This is a genomic window from Lysobacter niastensis (assembly GCF_015453285.1).
Classification (GTDB): Bacteria; Pseudomonadota; Gammaproteobacteria; order Xanthomonadales; family Xanthomonadaceae; genus Lysobacter_J; species Lysobacter_J niastensis.
In genome coordinates, this window is the sequence record NZ_JADLZT010000011.1 from 122,368 (window position 1) to 138,063 (window position 15,696).

A 15,696-nucleotide genomic window follows, 5' to 3' on the forward strand; every position below is an offset into this window, starting at 1 on the left:
ATCCACCACTTACCCCAAGACCATGTTGGTTCGGTCACGCAAGCACACGGCGCGCCAGATGAACAAAAGTACGTAGCGGCGCTGTCAGCCTCCACGAACGCGAAGCGCGCACGAGCCCAAGTTGCAAATTGGCATCTCGAGCTGCGTGCTCTTGCTGGGAAACCAATGCTTCGAGGCCAGCCTTTTCGCTTGCGAGTAGGTTCCGCTCATGCTGCCGCGTAAGCACCAGCTCGTTGGTTTCCGCGAGCTGCCTGCGCAGATCCAGAAGGGCCGTGGTCAGGCTTTTGATGTCCGCGTCGCGGCGCGCAATGCGAGCTTCGAGTTCCTTCTTCTGGTCGAGCACATTCTTGCCGAACGCCTCGGCTGACTCACGAACCGCGCTGAGCTGCGCGGCCAGCTCGTCGCAGGCCAGGCAGTGCGCTGGATGCTGCAACACACCGACGCCATCATTGCTCCATGCAAGGCATGACTGACCTGGAACGCAATGCGATCCGTTCGATTCCGCTCGTAGGTCGGCCGGCCTAACCGAACCACTCCTCCGGATGCGGGCTTTCTTATGTTTTGCCATGCGAGCCCCCCCCTGTTGAGCCCAGTTCGTACATGGTCGCGACCATCACGCTACAAACTCGCCCGTTGCCACGTAACGCAACGGCGCACCCAACTGTCCCTTGGCCTCGCCAACGCTGACGATCACCTTCGCGGGCAGCGGCATGATGTCGGCACTCTCCGCCACCGGCACTTCAACAGCAAAGCCGAAGTTGCCGCTGCGTCCCGTGTAGCGCCTGACATCGTCGCGATCCTTGCGCTCGAACTTCTCGAAAGCGAAGGGAGTCCCCGCCACTTCCACGTGGACGATGCCGGCTTCCCGGCCCCTGTCGCTCACTGCCCAGCCTTCGACAAGCAATGTCGAACCCTGGCGAATCACGCGCTCGACGACGCCGACCGTTTCGCCGAACAGCAACGGATCGTTCTGGGCGAGGTACAAGCGCAGTTCCGCGCTGGCGTTGGCGACCATGTCGCGGTAGCACTCCAGTCCCGCTGCCGCATCGCCAACAAAGACTGCCCGGCCGCTCTCCAGCACGATCACTTTGTTGCAAAGCTTGCGGATGAGGCCGGTGTTGTGACTCGCCAACACGACGATCTGGCTGCCATTGACGCGATCGGACATCCGCTCCTGGGCCCGCTGGATGAATGCGGCGTCGCCCGTGGCCAGCCACTCATCCATCAACAGGATGTCCGGCTGAATCGCGGTGGAAATGGCGAAACCCAGGCGCATGCGCTGGCCGGACGACAGCGTGTGCAGGCGGTGAGCCGCCCGATCGACGAGACCTGCAAACTCCAGGATGCCCGGCAACGCGGCCTCGAGTTGACGCCGGCGCAGCCCCATGGCGGTGCCGCGAAGGATGACGTTCTCGGTGACGGTGGCGTACTCGGCGAACCCCAGCGTCGCATTGAGCAGCGACTGCGTCGACCCGCTCCGCTCGACCTTGCCCAGCGTCGGCGGGAACGCGCCATTGAGCACGCGCAGCAAGGTCGTCTTGCCGGCGCCATTGAGGCCCAGGATGCCGATGCGGTCGCCCTCCTCCGCGGAGAAGGTGATGTTCTTCAAGACATCGCGATAGGTGCGCGACGTTCCACCCAGTGAAGCCTTCAACCCCGTGGAATGCCCACTGTCATCGACGCGCTGGACATCCAGCGGAAGTTCCAGGGTCACCGAGTCGGCACGAAGATATACGGTCATGTCGGCACCTCAGAGCCAGAGCGGGACGCGCCGGGCGAAGACGCGATACGCGATTGCGGCTGCAACCAGGCCCACGACGGTCATCGCCGCCAGGTAGTACACGGTCACCGGCTCGATCGTCTCGCCAAGGAGCGGCGAGCGGATGCCCGCCACCAGGTGATGGAAAGGATTCGCCCGCATCAACGCGCCGCGCAGGGTTCCCGCGGGAGCCGCGTCCGGATACCAGACGATCGGCGTGATCAGGAAGGCCGCCATCATGATGCTGCCCATCAGCTCGCTGACGTCGGGGAAGCGCGCACCGATCAGGCCGAGGACGATCGAATAGAAGAACAGGTTCACCATCAGCACGGCCAGGCCGATCAGCGAGCCGGGGACCCCGCCCCAGTGGAAGTCGGGTGAAGCCAGCACGGCCAGCGCGAGCAGGGGCTGGGCGATGACGAAATAGTAGAACGACCGGCTGACGAGGCGCAGCACGAAATCGGTCAGGCGCATGTTGCCGTCGTAGATGTATGACTGGTAGGTGCTGAAGACGCCCGTGGCATCCGTGAACACCGTCATGACGAAACGGAACACGACAAATCCCACCGCCACGTGCGCCAGGAAACGCTGCATGTCGATGCCCGGCTGCAGCGCGCCGAGGTAGCCGCCGATGCCCCAGATGTAGATCGCGGTCGGCACCAGCATCCAGAGGATGCCCAGATGCGTCTTACGGTATTTGGTGATGGTGTCCAGCCTGCTGGCGTAGACCCAGTGATCGGGACGCCGGAAGCTCTCGGCGAGGTGTTGGAACAGGTGACTCATCGCGGGTGAACCTTGTTACTGGGCCTGAGTGGAAAGGCCGGTGTGGCGGCTGGACAGGTTGCGCGGAGGAAATGCCAGATCGAAAGAACAACTGTCGAGCGACAGATTGGGGTTGTAGGCGGGATCGTGACGCAGGTACTCGCCCCATTTGCGCTTCATCCGGTCAGCCTCGAGCGCGAAGCGGGCCTGCTTCTCCGGTGTGTCCTCGATCCCGCGGCTGGCGGACTCGTGGTGATAGAGCTCCGACTGGGGAGTCCAGACGTTGTCATAACCGCGCTTATGGATGCGGATGCACAGGTCGACGTCGTTGAAGGCCACGGGCAGGCTCTCATCCATGCCTTCGACCTCATCGAATACCGAGCGCCTCATCACCATGCAGGCGCCGGTCACCGCCGTCAGGTTGTGGGTGACGCCAGCGCGGCCGATATAGCCGCCTGTCCCGCGCTCCATCCGTGCGTGCACGTGGCCGGCCACGCCGCCGATTCCGAGCACGACGCCTGCGTGCTGGATGGTGTCGTTGGGGTAGTACAGCATCGCGCCGACGACGCCCACTTCCGGCCGCGCGGCATGCGCCGCGAGGTGATCGAGCCACTGCGGCGTGATGACCTCGATATCGTTGTTCAACAGGCAGACGATATCGGCAGTGGTTCGCGCCACCGCATGGTTGATGATGGCCGAGTAGTTGAACGGTGCTGCGTAGTCGAGCACCGTCACCCGCTCGTGCCCGCGCAACTGCTCGAGGTAGGCCTTGGCATCGGCCTCGATCGACCCGTTGTCGACCACCACCAGGTCATAGTCCGGATAGGTGGTCTTCTCGAAGATGCTGTCGATGCAGGTGCGCAGCAGTTCGACCTTGTCCCGCGTCGGGATGATGATGCTGACCTTCGGCGTATCCGCCGACGCGAGCCACTGGCCTCGGTAGTGCCCATCCGCCGTGATCTCGACCCTACAGGGGCGTCCGATCCGGGTGTAATGCTCCTCGACCGCGCGGCGGCCCGCCTCCAGGGCGTAGGGCTTGTTTGATACGCCCATCGCGGTCGAGCCGGGGATGGCGCGCCAGTGATAGAGCACCTTGGGGATGTGCACGATCTGCTCGCGCTGCAGATGCTCCGTGCAGCGCAGTACCAGATCGTGGTCCTGGGCGCCTTCGAAGCCGGCGCGCAGCCCGCGCACGCGCCGCACCAGGTCGGCCCTGATCACGGTGAAGTGGCAGACGTAGTTCAGTGCACGCAGCAGGTCCGGATTCCAGGCCGGCTTGAAGTGCGGATCGAAGCGCCTGCCCGCCTCGTCGATCTTGTCCTCGTCGGAATAGATCAGGTGCGCATCCGGGTGCTCATGCAGCGCCTTGGCGACTTCGTACAGCGCGTCTGGCGATAGCTCGTCGTCATGGTCGAGGAAACCGACGTACTCGCCCTCCGCCATGGCGATGGCGTCGTTGCTGGATGCACAGATATGGCCGTGCTCGGTGCGGTAGCGCACCTGGATGCGGGCGTCCTTCTGCGCGTACTGGGCGAGGAGTTCGCGGACAGGCGCGTGCGACGACACGTCGTCGACGATGCAAAGCTGCCAGTGCGGGTAGCTTTGCGAAAGCACGCTGTCGATGCAGCTGTGCAACAGCGCCGGCGGCGTGTTGTGCACCGGCACCACGATCGAGATGACAGGATGACGGGACAGCGCCTGGGCACGCTCGAAGGTGCGCCGCATGCCCGCTCGCGCTCCGAAGAGTGCGGTCCACTGCTGGTAGCCGCGATCGGTCTCGCGCTGCGCTTCGAGGTAACGGCGATGCAGCATGTCCGCCCCCGCCGACAGGCGGCCTCGGAACGCCTGGCGCAGGAACGCGGCGAGCGCCGGCTTCGCGTCAGCGCTGCGACAAGGGCTGCGTCCTATGCCACGCAGCATCTCCAGCATCGCTTGAGGGCGGGAGATCCGCCGCAGACGCAGGCCGGAGATCTCGAAGGTTGCCCGGTGGATCGTCGGGTCCAGGCGCAGCATGCGCAGCCGGCGCTTGATCAGCACCAGCGAGCGCAGACGGCCTTCACTGTCTGGCTCGGCAAGGTCGATGCGGGTCGCTTCGGACTGCCCTTCGCCATAGTCGGGATAGAAGCATGGGGCGATGATTTCGCCGTCCTTGACCTGGCAGTGCCCGGTGAGCAGGTACCAACCAGCGGCGAGTCGGCCTACGCCGCCCGCTACCCGGACATCGAACTGCGGGTCCTCACCCAGCGACTCATAGCGCCCGGCTCCCCTTGCAGCATCGTCGATTCGGAGCTGGTTCTGCGCATGCAGCTCCAGTCCGATCCCCCTAAACCTCCCCAGCACACCCGCATCCTTGAAAAAAAGCCGCCCCGCGCCAGCTCCTGCAAGCCGCGCACCACTTACCCGAGATTCGGTTGCCACGGCGCCCCTTCGAAGGCGCATTCCCAATGGCAGCCAATAGTTACAGAAGTCACAAAATTGGGGGCTTCTTCTAGAGCTGTCAAATTTCCGCCATGTGCATGAGGTGTCGCGTCGGCTTTTTGCCCTTGCCGGGCCTGCGTCACACCCCCGTTCAGCCAAAAGAGGCAAAGTGGCCGCCGAGGCACGCCTGCGGCCAAAACTGCGCGGCCGACGGGCCGCGCAGGGGAGCCGGCCGGCCTCAGCCCGGCATGTCTTCGAGCTCCACGCCCTTGGTCTCGCGGACCGCGTACAGGACGAAGCCCAGCGAAAGCAGGGCGAAGGTCGCGTACAACCCGTAGGCGAAGGTCAGGCCGATCTCGGCCAGGGCCGGGAAGCTGCTGGTGATGGCGAAGTTGGCCAGCCACTGCGCCGAGGCCGCCACCGCCAGCGCGATCGCGCGGATGCGGTTGGGGAACATCTCGCCCAGCAGCACCCACACCATCGGGCCCCAGCTCAGGCCGAAGAAGATGACGTAGGCGTTGGCGGCGACCAGCGCGACCATGTTCCAGGGCTCGGGCAGCGACAGCGCGGCACCGGTGCCGGTGGCCTTGGAGAAACACAACGCCATCAGCGCCAGCGTGACGGTCATGCCGGCGGAACCGATCGCTAGCAGCGGTTTGCGGCCCACCTTGTCGACCAGCGCGATCGCCAGCAGCGTGACCAGCACGTTCACCACCGAGGTCACGACGGTGATCGTGAAGGCATCGGCCTCGCTGAAGCCGACCGAATGCCACAGCGTCGACGAGTAATAGAAGATGACGTTGATGCCGACCGCCTGCTGGAACACCGACAGCAGGATGCCCACCCAGACCACCGGCAGCAGCCCGCGCGGGCCGCGAAGGTCGCGGAGCCGCGGCTGGTACTCGCTGCGCAGGCTGTGGGCGATGTCGTCGACCTTCTGGTCGATCAGCGCCTGACTGTTCAGTCCCAGCACCTGGCGCAGCACGCCGCGTGCTTCATCCAAACGCCCCTTGGCGACCAGATGGCGCGGCGACTCCGGCATGCCGAAGACCAGCGCGCCGTAGACCAGCGCCGGCACGGTCGCCACCAGGAACATCCAGCGCCACGCTTCCAGCCCCAGCCACAGCGGCTTGGCGGCGCCGCCGGCGATGCCGGCGAGCCAAGCGTCGCTGAGCAGCGCCATGAAGATGCCGAGCACGATGGCGAGCTGCTGCAGCGAGCCAAGGCGTCCGCGCACGTGCGCCGGCGAGACCTCGGCGATGTAGGCCGGCGCGATCACCGACGCCACACCGACGCCGATGCCGCCGACGAGGCGCCACAGCATCAGGTCCCACACGCCCACCACCAGGCCGGAGCCGACCGCACTGACGGCCAGTACCGTCGCCGCGATCTGCATCGTCCGCACGCGACCCCAGCGGTCGGCGAGCGGGCCCGCGTACCAGGCGCCAAGCGCCGAACCCAGCAGTGCGATCGAAACCGCGAAGCCGATCCGCGTCGCATCCAGCGCGAAGCTGCCACGTACCGCATCGACCGCGCCGTTGATCACGGCCGTGTCGAAGCCGAACAAGAAGCCGCCCATCGCGGCCGCCAGCGAAATCAGCACCACGCGCGACGTGGCGTGCTGTTGCTCAATCCCGGTCACCATGCTCATCGCACCCCTCCCAAGGTGGGCACCGGCAATGTGCCGGTGCCTTGATGCGATCGATTGTGCGGCCGCCCGGACCACCAGCGGCTTGAATACGTATGCAGCCGCCGGCTGCTCCAGCCCACGGCCCTCACCCAACCCCTCTCCCACAGGCGGAAGAGGGTTTTGTTCCGCGCCCTTTCGCTCAGGCGAAGCGGTCGGTGGCGCTGATCAATGCGTCGATGTTCTCCACTTCGAACGCCGAATGGCCCGAGGCGGGCGTGATCACCAGGTCGCCCTTCGGCCAGGCCTTCTTCAGGTCCCAGGCGTTCTGCACCGGGCACACGACGTCATAGCGGCCGTGCACGATCACGCCGGGGATGTCGGCGATGCGGGGCGCGTCGCGCAGCAGCTGGTCATCGGCCTCGAAGAATCCGCTGTTGACGAAGTAGTGGTTCTCGATGCGCGCGAACGCCAGCGCGAAGTACGGATCCTCGTGGCTGGCGGCGAAATCCGGATCGATGTGCAGGAAGCTGGTCGCGCCTTCCCACACGCTCCACGCCTTGGCCGCGGCCAGGCGCGCGGTTTCGTCCTCCGACGTCAGGCGGCGATGGAATGCGCTGATCAGGTCGTGGCGTTCGACCGGCGGAATCGCGTTGATGTAGTGCTCCCAGGCATCGGGGAACAGGCGGTTCGCGCCTTCCTGGTAGAACCATTCCAGCTCCCAGCGGCGCAGCATGAAGATGCCGCGCAGCACCAGCTCGGTGACTCGCTTGGGATGCTTCTGGGCATACGCGAGCGCGAGCGTCGAACCCCACGAACCGCCGAACACCTGCCAGCGCTCGATGCCGAGCTTGCTGCGCAGTTGCTCGATGTCGGCGACCAGGTGCCAGGTGGTGTTGTCGACGAGGTCGGCATGCGGCGTCGAGCGGCCGGCGCCGCGCTGGTCGAACAGCACGATGCGGTACTTCGCCGGATCGTGGAAACGGCGCATCTTCGGGCTGCAGCCGCCGCCCGGACCGCCGTGAAGGATCACGACCGGCTTGCCCTTCGGATTGCCGCACTGCTCGTAGTACAGGGTGTGGCGATCGTCGACCTTCAGCGTGCCGGTGTCGAAGGGTTCGATCTCGGGGTAGAGCTGGCGCATCGCGGAATCCCGGGGAGAAGATCAGAAAAGTCTAACGGCGCCGCGTCATATTGCGGTGAGGCAACGTCATGCAGGCGCACGTCCCAGCGTCACCCGGTCGCGTTGTTCGAGGTCGGGTTGCGTCGATACCTCGGTCCAGCCGGCCGCCTCCAGGATCGCGCGCACGGCGTCGCCCTGATCCCAACCGTGCTCGAGCAGCAGCCAGCCGCCGGGCTCGATGTGCATGAGCGCATCCCTGGCAATGATGCGGATCGCGTCGAGGCCGTCGCGCCCCGAAGCGAGTGCGCCGGGCGGCTCGTGGCGCAGGTCTCCCTGCCCCAGATGTTCGTCGTCCTCGGCGATGTACGGCGGGTTGCTGGCGATCAACGCGTAGCGTTCGCCATCCAGCGGCGCCAGCCAGTCGCCATGGCGGAACTCGACGTTGCCCAGCTTCAGATCTCGGGCGTTGCCTTCGGCCACTACCAGCGCCTCGCTACTGGCGTCGGTCGCCACCACCTGCGCACGCGGGCGTTCGCTGGCCAATGCGAGCGCGATGGCGCCGCTCCCGGTGCCGAGATCGGCCAGTGCAATGGCGGCGTTCGCCGGGATCCGCTCCAGCGCCAGCTCGACGAGGCGTTCGGTTTCCGGCCTCGGAATCAATGTGGCCGGAGTGACGCGCAGGTCGAAGCGCCAGAACCCGCGGCGGCCGGTCAGGTAGGCCACCGGTTCGCCGGCCTCGCGGCGCTGCACCAGCGTCTCAAACGCCTCGGCCGGCCCGGAAGGCATCGCGTCGTCGGCATGGGAGAAAAGCCAGGTGCGCGAGCGCTGCAGGACGTGCGCCAGCAGCAGCTCGGCATCGGCCGGATCCACCCTTCGCCGGGCCGCGCGCAGCACCGCCGCGATCGATTCCATGGGAAACAGTTCCTTCGCCGGAGTCCGTGAGACAGGCCCGCCATCGTACCGATTCGTCCTTCCGAACCGCTGTCGCGAGCGGCTCCCAGGCAGGCCGGGTACTGCCCGGCGCCGGTTCCGTACGGCTGTGGGCGGTCTATGATCGGACCACATTGATAGCTTTTGTATATGAATACAATTCTATCAATCAACTTGATGGATCGATTTGCGCCTCTTAATCTAGCGGCCTTGTTTCACACCCCTGTTTTCACCCCCAGCCAAAGGACCGATCCTGATGTCGCTGATCAACACCGAAGTCAAGCCGTTCAAAGCCACTGCCTACCACAATGGCGAGTTCATCGAAGTCACCGAGGCCAGCCTGAAGGGCAACTGGTCGGTGTTCTTCTTCTACCCGGCCGACTTCACCTTCGTCTGCCCGACCGAACTGGGCGACCTGGCAGACCGTTACGCCGAGTTCCAGAAGCTGGGCGTCGAGATCTACGGCGTGTCGACCGACACCCACTTCACCCACAAGGCGTGGCACGACACCTCCGACACGATCAAGAAGATCCAGTACCCGCTGGTCGGCGATCCGACCGGCAACATCACCCGCAACTTCGAAGTGATGATCGAGGAAGCCGGCCTGGCCGATCGCGGCACCTTCGTGATCGATCCCAGCGGCAAGATCCAGATCGTCGAGATCACCGCCGGCGGTATCGGCCGCGACGCCTCCGAGCTGCTGCGCAAGGTCAAGGCCGCGCAGTACGTCGCCGCGCATCCGGGAGAGGTCTGCCCGGCCAAGTGGAACGAAGGCGAGAAGACCCTGGCTCCGTCGCTGGACCTGGTCGGCAAGATCTAAAGCAACACCCGAGTGGCAGCCGCTGCCACTCCATGCTCCGAAGGAGCAATGCGGTCCACCTCCTCGTTGGACCGCCCCGGGGCCCGGCTTACGGCCGGGTCCCGCCCCTCAACGAATGTCGCGACGCCCGGGTCTCTCTCTCCCCCTCCCGCCCGGGCGCTCGCGGCGTTCGCCCCCGACAAACCCGATTCGATGGAGCCGTCGTCATGTTGGATGCAAATCTCAGTACGCAGCTGAAGGGATACCTCGAAAAGCTCACCCAGCCGATCGAACTGGCCGCCTCGCTCGACGATGGCGCCAAGTCCGCCGAGCTCGAATCGCTGCTGCAGGAAATTGCGTCCCTCTCCGGCAAGATCGCCTACGTCCGCAAGGACGACGACGCGCGCAAGCCGTCGTTCGCGATCAACCGCGTCGGCTCGGATATCGGTGTTCGATTCGCCGGCATCCCGATGGGCCACGAGTTCACCTCGCTGGTGCTGGCGCTGCTGCAGGTCGGCGGCCATCCGTCCAAGGCCAGCCAGGACGTCATCGAGCAGGTGCGCACCTTGCGCGGCACCGGGTCGGACGGCGTGCTGCGCTTTGAAACCTACTTCTCGCTCTCGTGCCAGAACTGCCCGGACGTGGTGCAGGCGCTGAACCTGATGAGCGTGCTCAACCCCAGCATCCAGCATGTCGCCATTGATGGCGGACTGTTCCAGCAGGAAGTCGAGGCACGCCAGGTGATGGCAGTGCCGACCGTGTTCCTCAACGGCGAGCTGTTCGAATCCGGGCGCATGAGCCTGGAGCAGATCGTCGCGAAGCTCGATACCGGCGCTGCCGATCGCGAAGCGGACAAGATCCGGCACAAGGATTCGTTCGACGTGCTCGTCGTTGGCGGCGGTCCCGCGGGCGCGGCGGCTGCGGTCTACGCCGCGCGCAAGGGCATCCGCACCGGTGTCGCGGCCGAGCGTTTCGGCGGCCAGGTGCTGGACACGATGTCCATCGAGAACTTCATCTCGGTGCCGCACACCGAAGGCCCGAAGATGGCCGCCGCGCTCGAACAGCACGTGCGCGAGTACGACGTCGACATCATGAATCTGCAGCGCGCGCAGAAGCTGATCCCGGCCCGCGAACCGGGCGGGCTGATCGAGGTGCAGCTCGCCAACGGCGCGTCGCTGAAATCGCGCACGGTGGTCGTGTCCACTGGTGCGCGTTGGCGCCAGATGAACGTGCCCGGCGAAGAGCAATACCGCAACAAGGGCGTGGCCTACTGCCCGCACTGCGATGGCCCGCTGTTCAAGGGCAAGCGCGTGGCGGTGATCGGCGGCGGCAACTCCGGCGTCGAGGCCGCGATCGACCTGGCCGGCATCGTCAACCACGTCACGCTGATCGAGTTCGACAGCCAGTTGCGTGCGGACGACGTCCTGCAACGCAAGCTGCGCAGCCTCGACAACGTCACCGTCATCACCAGCGGCCAGACCACTGAGGTGCTCGGCGACGGCCACAAGGTCAACGGCCTGGTCTACCGCGACCGCCTCGGCGGCGACTCGCACCGGATCGAACTGGAAGGCGTGTTCGTGCAGATCGGCCTGTTGCCCAACACCGAGTGGCTGAAGGGAACGCTGGCGCTGTCGCCGCGCGGCGAGATCGAAATCGATGCGTATGGCCGCACCTCGCTGCCGGGCGTTTTCGCCGCGGGCGATGCCACCACCGTGCCCTACAAGCAGATCGTCATCGCCATGGGCGAAGGCAGCAAGGCAGCGCTGAGCGCGTTCGACCACCTGATCCGCACCAGCGCGCCGGTCGAGGCGGCCGTCGCGGCCTGAGCCGCAGCGGCATCCGGCGGGCGGAGAACCCCGGGGCTCCGCCCGCGTACGTGGCCGTATCCACGCCCGGTTCGCGCGTTTAAGATCGAATGAGGACCGGGCGCATCGCCGCCGGCGCGTGGAGAACCCGCTTGAACCTGCGCGACCTCAAATACCTGGTGGCCCTGGCCGACCACAAGCACTTCGGCCGCGCGGCCGCGGCCAGCTTCGTCAGCCAGCCGACCCTCTCCACGCAGATCAAGAAACTCGAGGACGAACTCGGCGTCTCCCTGGTCGAACGTGCGCCCAGGCGCGTCATGCTGACACCGGTCGGCCGCGACATCGCCGAGCGAGCGCGCAAGGTGATCGCCGACGTCGAGCAGATGGCGGAGATCGCGCGGCGCAGCCAGGACCCGGAAGCCGGCACCGTGCGGCTGGGGTTGTTCCCGACGCTGGGACCGTACCTGTTGCCGCACATCGTGCCGCGGCTGCGCCAGCGCTTCCCCCGCCTCGAACTGCTGCTGGTCGAGGAGAAGACCGACCAGATCCTTGCCCGCCTCCGCGATGGCCGCCTCGATGCCGGCCTGCTCGCGTTGCCCATCCACGACGACCAGTTGCACGTCGAGCCGTTGTTCGACGAACCGTTCCTGCTGGCGGTGCCGCAGCAGCATCCGATGGCGATGCAGGATTCGCTCGACCTGCACGAACTCGACGACCAGCACCTGCTGCTGCTCGAGGAAGGCCACTGCCTGCGCGACCAGGCACTCGACGTGTGCCGCATGTCCGGTGCCGACGAACGCGACGGTTTCCGCGCCACCAGCCTGGAAACGCTGCGGCAGATGGTCGCGGCCGGCGTCGGCATCACCCTGCTGCCGGTGCTCGCGGTGCAGCCGCCGGTGCCGGCGTCGCCCGACATGCACCTGCTGAGTTTCCGCGGCGACGCGCCGCACCGGCAGATCGGCATGGTCTGGCGCCGCAGTTCGGCGATGGGCGACTTCCTCGTGCAGCTGGCCAATCAGTTCCGCGAACTGCCGGCGCAACTGCTGCAGCCGCCACGTCCCGCGCTGCGTGAGGCGCGTGCATGAGCCTGCGTGGATGGATGGTGCTGGGCCTCATCGCTGGAGCGATCGGCTGGTGGTTCTCACCGGCATCGCCGCGCGCGGCTCCGGTGCCGGCGCATGCCAGCGGCGCGACGGTCGACTGCCGACAGCCGCCGCGCGTGCATGCGGGCGCGTTGCCGCTGCAAAGTGACGTTCCAGGTTCGCTGTCGCCGTTCCGGCTGCAGGCGGCAACGCTGACGCCGCTGGCGGGCTTCAGCATCGATGCCCGCGTGCTGTCGCGCGAGGATTACCGCGCCGGACGCGAAGCCGATCTCTCGCCCACCGACCTCGCGCTGGGCTGGGGCCGCATGCGGGACGACGATGTCCTCTCGCAACTCGACATCTCCCAGGGCGGCCGCTTCTACAGCTACCGCTGGCAGAACGAGCCGCCGCTGCCGCCGGCGGAAATCGTCCGTTCCAGCGCCAACATGCACCTGATCCCGGCCAATGCCGCGGCCGCCGAAGCGCTGCAGGACGTGCGCAAGGACGATCGCGTCCGCATCGACGGATGGCTGGTCGAAGCCAAGGCGCCCGACGGCTGGTACTGGCGCAGCTCGACCACGCGCGAGGACAGCGGCGCGGGCGCCTGCGAGGTCATCTACGTCTGCTCGATCGAGCGGCTGTAAAGGCGCCGCTCGCGCCGGGCGAAGCCGGAACTTCAGTAATGCAGCAACGCGTGCAGCGGCACGCCGTTCGGCCAGCGCTCGCGCCCGCGCAAGGCATCGAGCTCGATCAGCACGGCCGCACCGACCAGCTCGCCGCCCAGCCGCACAACCAGGTCGCGCGCGGCGGCCAACGTGCCGCCGGTAGCCAGCACATCGTCGACGATCAGCGTGCGCTCGCCCGGCCGCAACGCGTCGCTGCGCGCCTGCAGTCGGTCGGAACCGTATTCGAGCTGGTATTCGACCTCCACCACAGGGGGCGGCAGCTTGCCCGGCTTTCGCAGCGGAACGAAGCCGGCGTGCAGCTTCTGCGCCAGCGCCGCGCCGAAGATGAAACCGCGCGACTCGATGCCGCACACGGCCTGCACCTCGCTGCCCTGCCACGGCTCGGCCATCGCATCGATGCAGCGCGCGAAGCCTCCGGCGTCGGCCAGCAGCGGAGTGATGTCGCGGAACACCACGCCCGGCTTGGGGAAGTCGGGCATGGCGCGGATCAGGGATTCAAAGGACGTCATCGCTGTCCTGCCACAGCCGGGGGCCTGCCAGTATGACGTCCGTCCGGGCGTGCGTTCAGGCGGGCAGCCACTCCGGGCCGTCCGGCAGGTCATCGCCCTCGCCGGCCGTGTCGGCCGGGGGCTCGTTCAGCGGCAGGGACGCGACGATTTCGCTGGCCTCGGGCCAGACCACGTCGGGCACGCAGACCAGGATGGTGCCGAACAGCGGCAGCTCGCCCATGCCGCCGAGCAGCGCCTCGCCCTTCAGGAAAACGGGGATTTCCTGCGCCTCCAGGGCATGCCGGACCAGGTGGGCGTCGATCAGGTTGGCGGCTTCGTAGACGACTTTCATCGGCGCACTCCTTACTACTGGGACCAGAATACGCCCCCTGGTTCCCGAGACAACGGCGCCTGCAGGCGCCAGCGGCTAAACTTGCCGGTCTCCCACGCCAGTGCCTTTCCGCATGTCCGCTACGCCCGACACCGCCGCCCCGACTTCCGCTCCGGAAAAGACCGACTTCATCCGGCAGATCGTTCGCGAGGACGTCGCCAGCGGCAAGCACCAGGCCATCAAGACCCGCTTCCCGCCCGAGCCCAACGGTTACCTGCACATCGGCCACGCCAAGGCGATCTGCCTGGACTTCGGCATCGCCCGCGAGTTCGGCGGCGAGTGCAACCTGCGCCTGGACGACACCAACCCGGCCAAGGAAGACCCCGAGTACGTCCGCGCCATCCAGGACGACGTGCGCTGGCTCGGCTTCGAGTGGCACGACCTGCGCCACGCCTCGGACTATTTCGAGGTCCTGTACCGCGCCGGCGAGAAGCTGATCCGCCAGGGCGACGCGTTCGTCTGCGACCTCAGTGCCGATGAAGTGCGCGCCTACCGCGGCACGCTCACCGAGCCGGGCCGCAACTCGCCGTACCGCGACCGCAGCGTCGAGGAGAACCTCGACCTGTTCCGGCGCATGCGCGCGGGCGAGTTCCCCGACGGCGCGCGCACGCTGCGCGCCAAGATCGACATGGCCAGCGGCAACATCAACCTGCGCGACCCGGCGCTGTACCGCATCAAGCACGTCGAGCACCAGAACACCGGCAACGAGTGGCCGATCTACCCGATGTACGACTTCGCGCACTCGCTCAGCGACGCGGTCGAGGGCATCACCCACTCGCTGTGCACGCTGGAGTTCGAGGACCACCGCCCGCTGTACGACTGGTGCGTGGACAAGGTCGACCTGGCGCATGCGCCGGAACTGGTGAAGCCGCTCACCGACAAGGGCCTGCCGTTCGAGGCCAGCAAGCCGCGCCAGATCGAGTTCTCGCGCCTGAACTTCAATTACCTGGTGATGAGCAAGCGCAAGCTGATGGCGCTGGTGCAGGACAACCTGGTCGACGGCTGGGACGACCCGCGCATGCCGACGCTGCAGGGCATCCGCCGCCGCGGCTACACGCCCTCGGCACTGCGCCTGATGGTCGACCGCGTCGGCATCAGCAAGCAGAACTCGCTGCTCGACATCTCCATCCTCGAAGGCGCGCTGCGCGACGACCTCGACGCTGCCGCGCCGCGCCGCATGGCGGTGATCGACCCGCTCAAGCTGGTCATCACCAACCTGCCGGCCGGCCACGAGGAATCGCTGACGTTCGCGAATCATCCCAAGGACGAGAGCGCAGGCGTACGCACGCTGCCCTTCTCCAGCGAACTGTGGATCGAGCGAGAGGACTTCGAGGAAGTGCCGCCGAAGGGCTTCAAGCGCCTGATCCCGGGGGGCGAAGTGCGCCTGCGCGGTGCCGGCATCTTCCGTTGCGATGAAGTCATCAAGGACGGCGACAAGGTCGTGGAGATCCGCGGCGAACTCGATCCGGAATCCCGCCCCGGCATGGCCGGCGCCGACCGCAAGATCAAGGGCACGATCCACTGGGTCAGCGCGAAGCACGCGGTGAAGGCGGAGATCCGCCTGTACGACCGCCTCTTCATGGTGCCCGACCCGGACAATGACGAGGGCGGCAAGACCTACCAGGACTACCTCAATCCGGACTCGCGCCGCACCGTGACCGGCTATGTCGAACCCGCTGCTGCCAGCGCCACGCCGGAGCAGTCATTCCAGTTCGAGCGCATCGGCTACTTCGTGGCCGATCGCCGGGATCACAACAGCGACGCGCCGGTGTTCAACCGCAGTGTCACCCTGCGCGACACGTGGGCCACCAAGGCCTGAGGAACAA

The 15,696-nt window shown here is 66.6% G+C and carries 14 protein-coding genes; 5 read left to right on the forward strand and 9 right to left on the reverse strand.

Going from position 1 to position 15,696, the window contains the following annotated elements; all coding sequences use genetic code 11:
- Nucleotides 1–34: 34 nt before the first annotated feature.
- From IU514_RS17465 to prmC, 7 genes are all read right to left on the reverse strand, one after another.
- Entirely contained in the window at nucleotides 35–436 is a 402-nt protein-coding gene (locus IU514_RS17465; protein WP_194932426.1) for a hypothetical protein, read from the reverse strand.
- 177 nt (nucleotides 437–613) lie between these two features.
- Nucleotides 614–1,741: an ABC transporter ATP-binding protein gene (locus IU514_RS17470; RefSeq protein ID WP_194932427.1), complete on the reverse strand. Its 1,128-nt coding sequence runs from the start codon at nucleotides 1,739–1,741 to the stop codon at nucleotides 614–616.
- Nucleotides 1,742–1,750: 9 nt separating this feature from the next.
- Nucleotides 1,751–2,542: an ABC transporter permease gene (locus IU514_RS17475; RefSeq protein WP_194932428.1), complete on the reverse strand. Its 792-nt coding sequence runs from the start codon at nucleotides 2,540–2,542 to the stop codon at nucleotides 1,751–1,753.
- A 15-nt stretch (nucleotides 2,543–2,557) separates the two neighbouring features.
- On the reverse strand, nucleotides 2,558–4,861 hold the full coding sequence (locus IU514_RS17480; protein WP_194932429.1) for a glycosyltransferase family 2 protein: 2,304 nt from the start codon (nucleotides 4,859–4,861) through the stop codon (nucleotides 2,558–2,560).
- Nucleotides 4,862–5,177: 316 nt separating this feature from the next.
- Entirely contained in the window at nucleotides 5,178–6,590 is a 1,413-nt protein-coding gene (locus tag IU514_RS17485) for a sugar porter family MFS transporter (protein WP_228760830.1), read from the reverse strand.
- A 178-nt stretch (nucleotides 6,591–6,768) separates the two neighbouring features.
- Nucleotides 6,769–7,710 (reverse strand): prolyl aminopeptidase, encoded by a 942-nt coding sequence (gene pip / locus IU514_RS17490; RefSeq protein ID WP_194932430.1) that lies wholly within the window; start codon nucleotides 7,708–7,710, stop codon nucleotides 6,769–6,771.
- A gap of 66 nt (nucleotides 7,711–7,776) precedes the next feature.
- On the reverse strand, nucleotides 7,777–8,601 hold the full coding sequence (gene prmC, locus IU514_RS17495; RefSeq protein ID WP_194932431.1) for a peptide chain release factor N(5)-glutamine methyltransferase: 825 nt from the start codon (nucleotides 8,599–8,601) through the stop codon (nucleotides 7,777–7,779).
- 274 nt (nucleotides 8,602–8,875) lie between these two features.
- Here prmC and ahpC point away from each other — a divergent pair, with 274 nt between their 5' ends.
- The 4 genes from ahpC to IU514_RS17515 all read left to right on the forward strand — a co-directional run bounded on the left by ahpC (nucleotide 8,876) and on the right by IU514_RS17515 (nucleotide 12,949).
- A complete protein-coding gene (gene ahpC / locus IU514_RS17500; protein WP_194932432.1) occupies nucleotides 8,876–9,439 on the forward strand; it encodes an alkyl hydroperoxide reductase subunit C in 564 nt (187 codons plus the stop codon).
- Between the two features lie 206 nt (nucleotides 9,440–9,645).
- The gene (gene ahpF / locus IU514_RS17505; protein WP_194932433.1) at nucleotides 9,646–11,244 is read left to right on the forward strand and encodes an alkyl hydroperoxide reductase subunit F; all 1,599 of its coding nucleotides are present in this window, start codon (nucleotides 9,646–9,648) and stop codon (nucleotides 11,242–11,244) included.
- Between the two features lie 131 nt (nucleotides 11,245–11,375).
- The gene (gene oxyR / locus IU514_RS17510; protein WP_194932434.1) at nucleotides 11,376–12,308 is read left to right on the forward strand and encodes a DNA-binding transcriptional regulator OxyR; all 933 of its coding nucleotides are present in this window, start codon (nucleotides 11,376–11,378) and stop codon (nucleotides 12,306–12,308) included.
- Complete coding sequence (locus IU514_RS17515) at nucleotides 12,305–12,949, forward strand: hypothetical protein (RefSeq protein ID WP_194932435.1); 645 nt, start codon at nucleotides 12,305–12,307, stop codon at nucleotides 12,947–12,949. The genes oxyR and IU514_RS17515 overlap by 4 nt, the downstream gene beginning before the upstream one ends.
- Nucleotides 12,950–12,981: 32 nt before the next feature.
- Here IU514_RS17515 and IU514_RS17520 read toward each other — a convergent pair whose 3' ends face one another.
- Both IU514_RS17520 and IU514_RS17525 read right to left on the reverse strand, forming a co-directional pair.
- Complete coding sequence (locus IU514_RS17520; RefSeq protein WP_194932436.1) at nucleotides 12,982–13,500, reverse strand: adenine phosphoribosyltransferase; 519 nt, start codon at nucleotides 13,498–13,500, stop codon at nucleotides 12,982–12,984.
- A 55-nt stretch (nucleotides 13,501–13,555) separates the two neighbouring features.
- Complete coding sequence (locus IU514_RS17525; RefSeq protein ID WP_194932437.1) at nucleotides 13,556–13,831, reverse strand: putative signal transducing protein; 276 nt, start codon at nucleotides 13,829–13,831, stop codon at nucleotides 13,556–13,558.
- A gap of 112 nt (nucleotides 13,832–13,943) precedes the next feature.
- Here IU514_RS17525 and IU514_RS17530 point away from each other — a divergent pair, with 112 nt between their 5' ends.
- A complete protein-coding gene (locus tag IU514_RS17530; RefSeq protein WP_194932438.1) occupies nucleotides 13,944–15,689 on the forward strand; it encodes a glutamine--tRNA ligase/YqeY domain fusion protein in 1,746 nt (581 codons plus the stop codon).
- The last annotated feature ends 7 nt before the right edge of the window (nucleotides 15,690–15,696 follow it).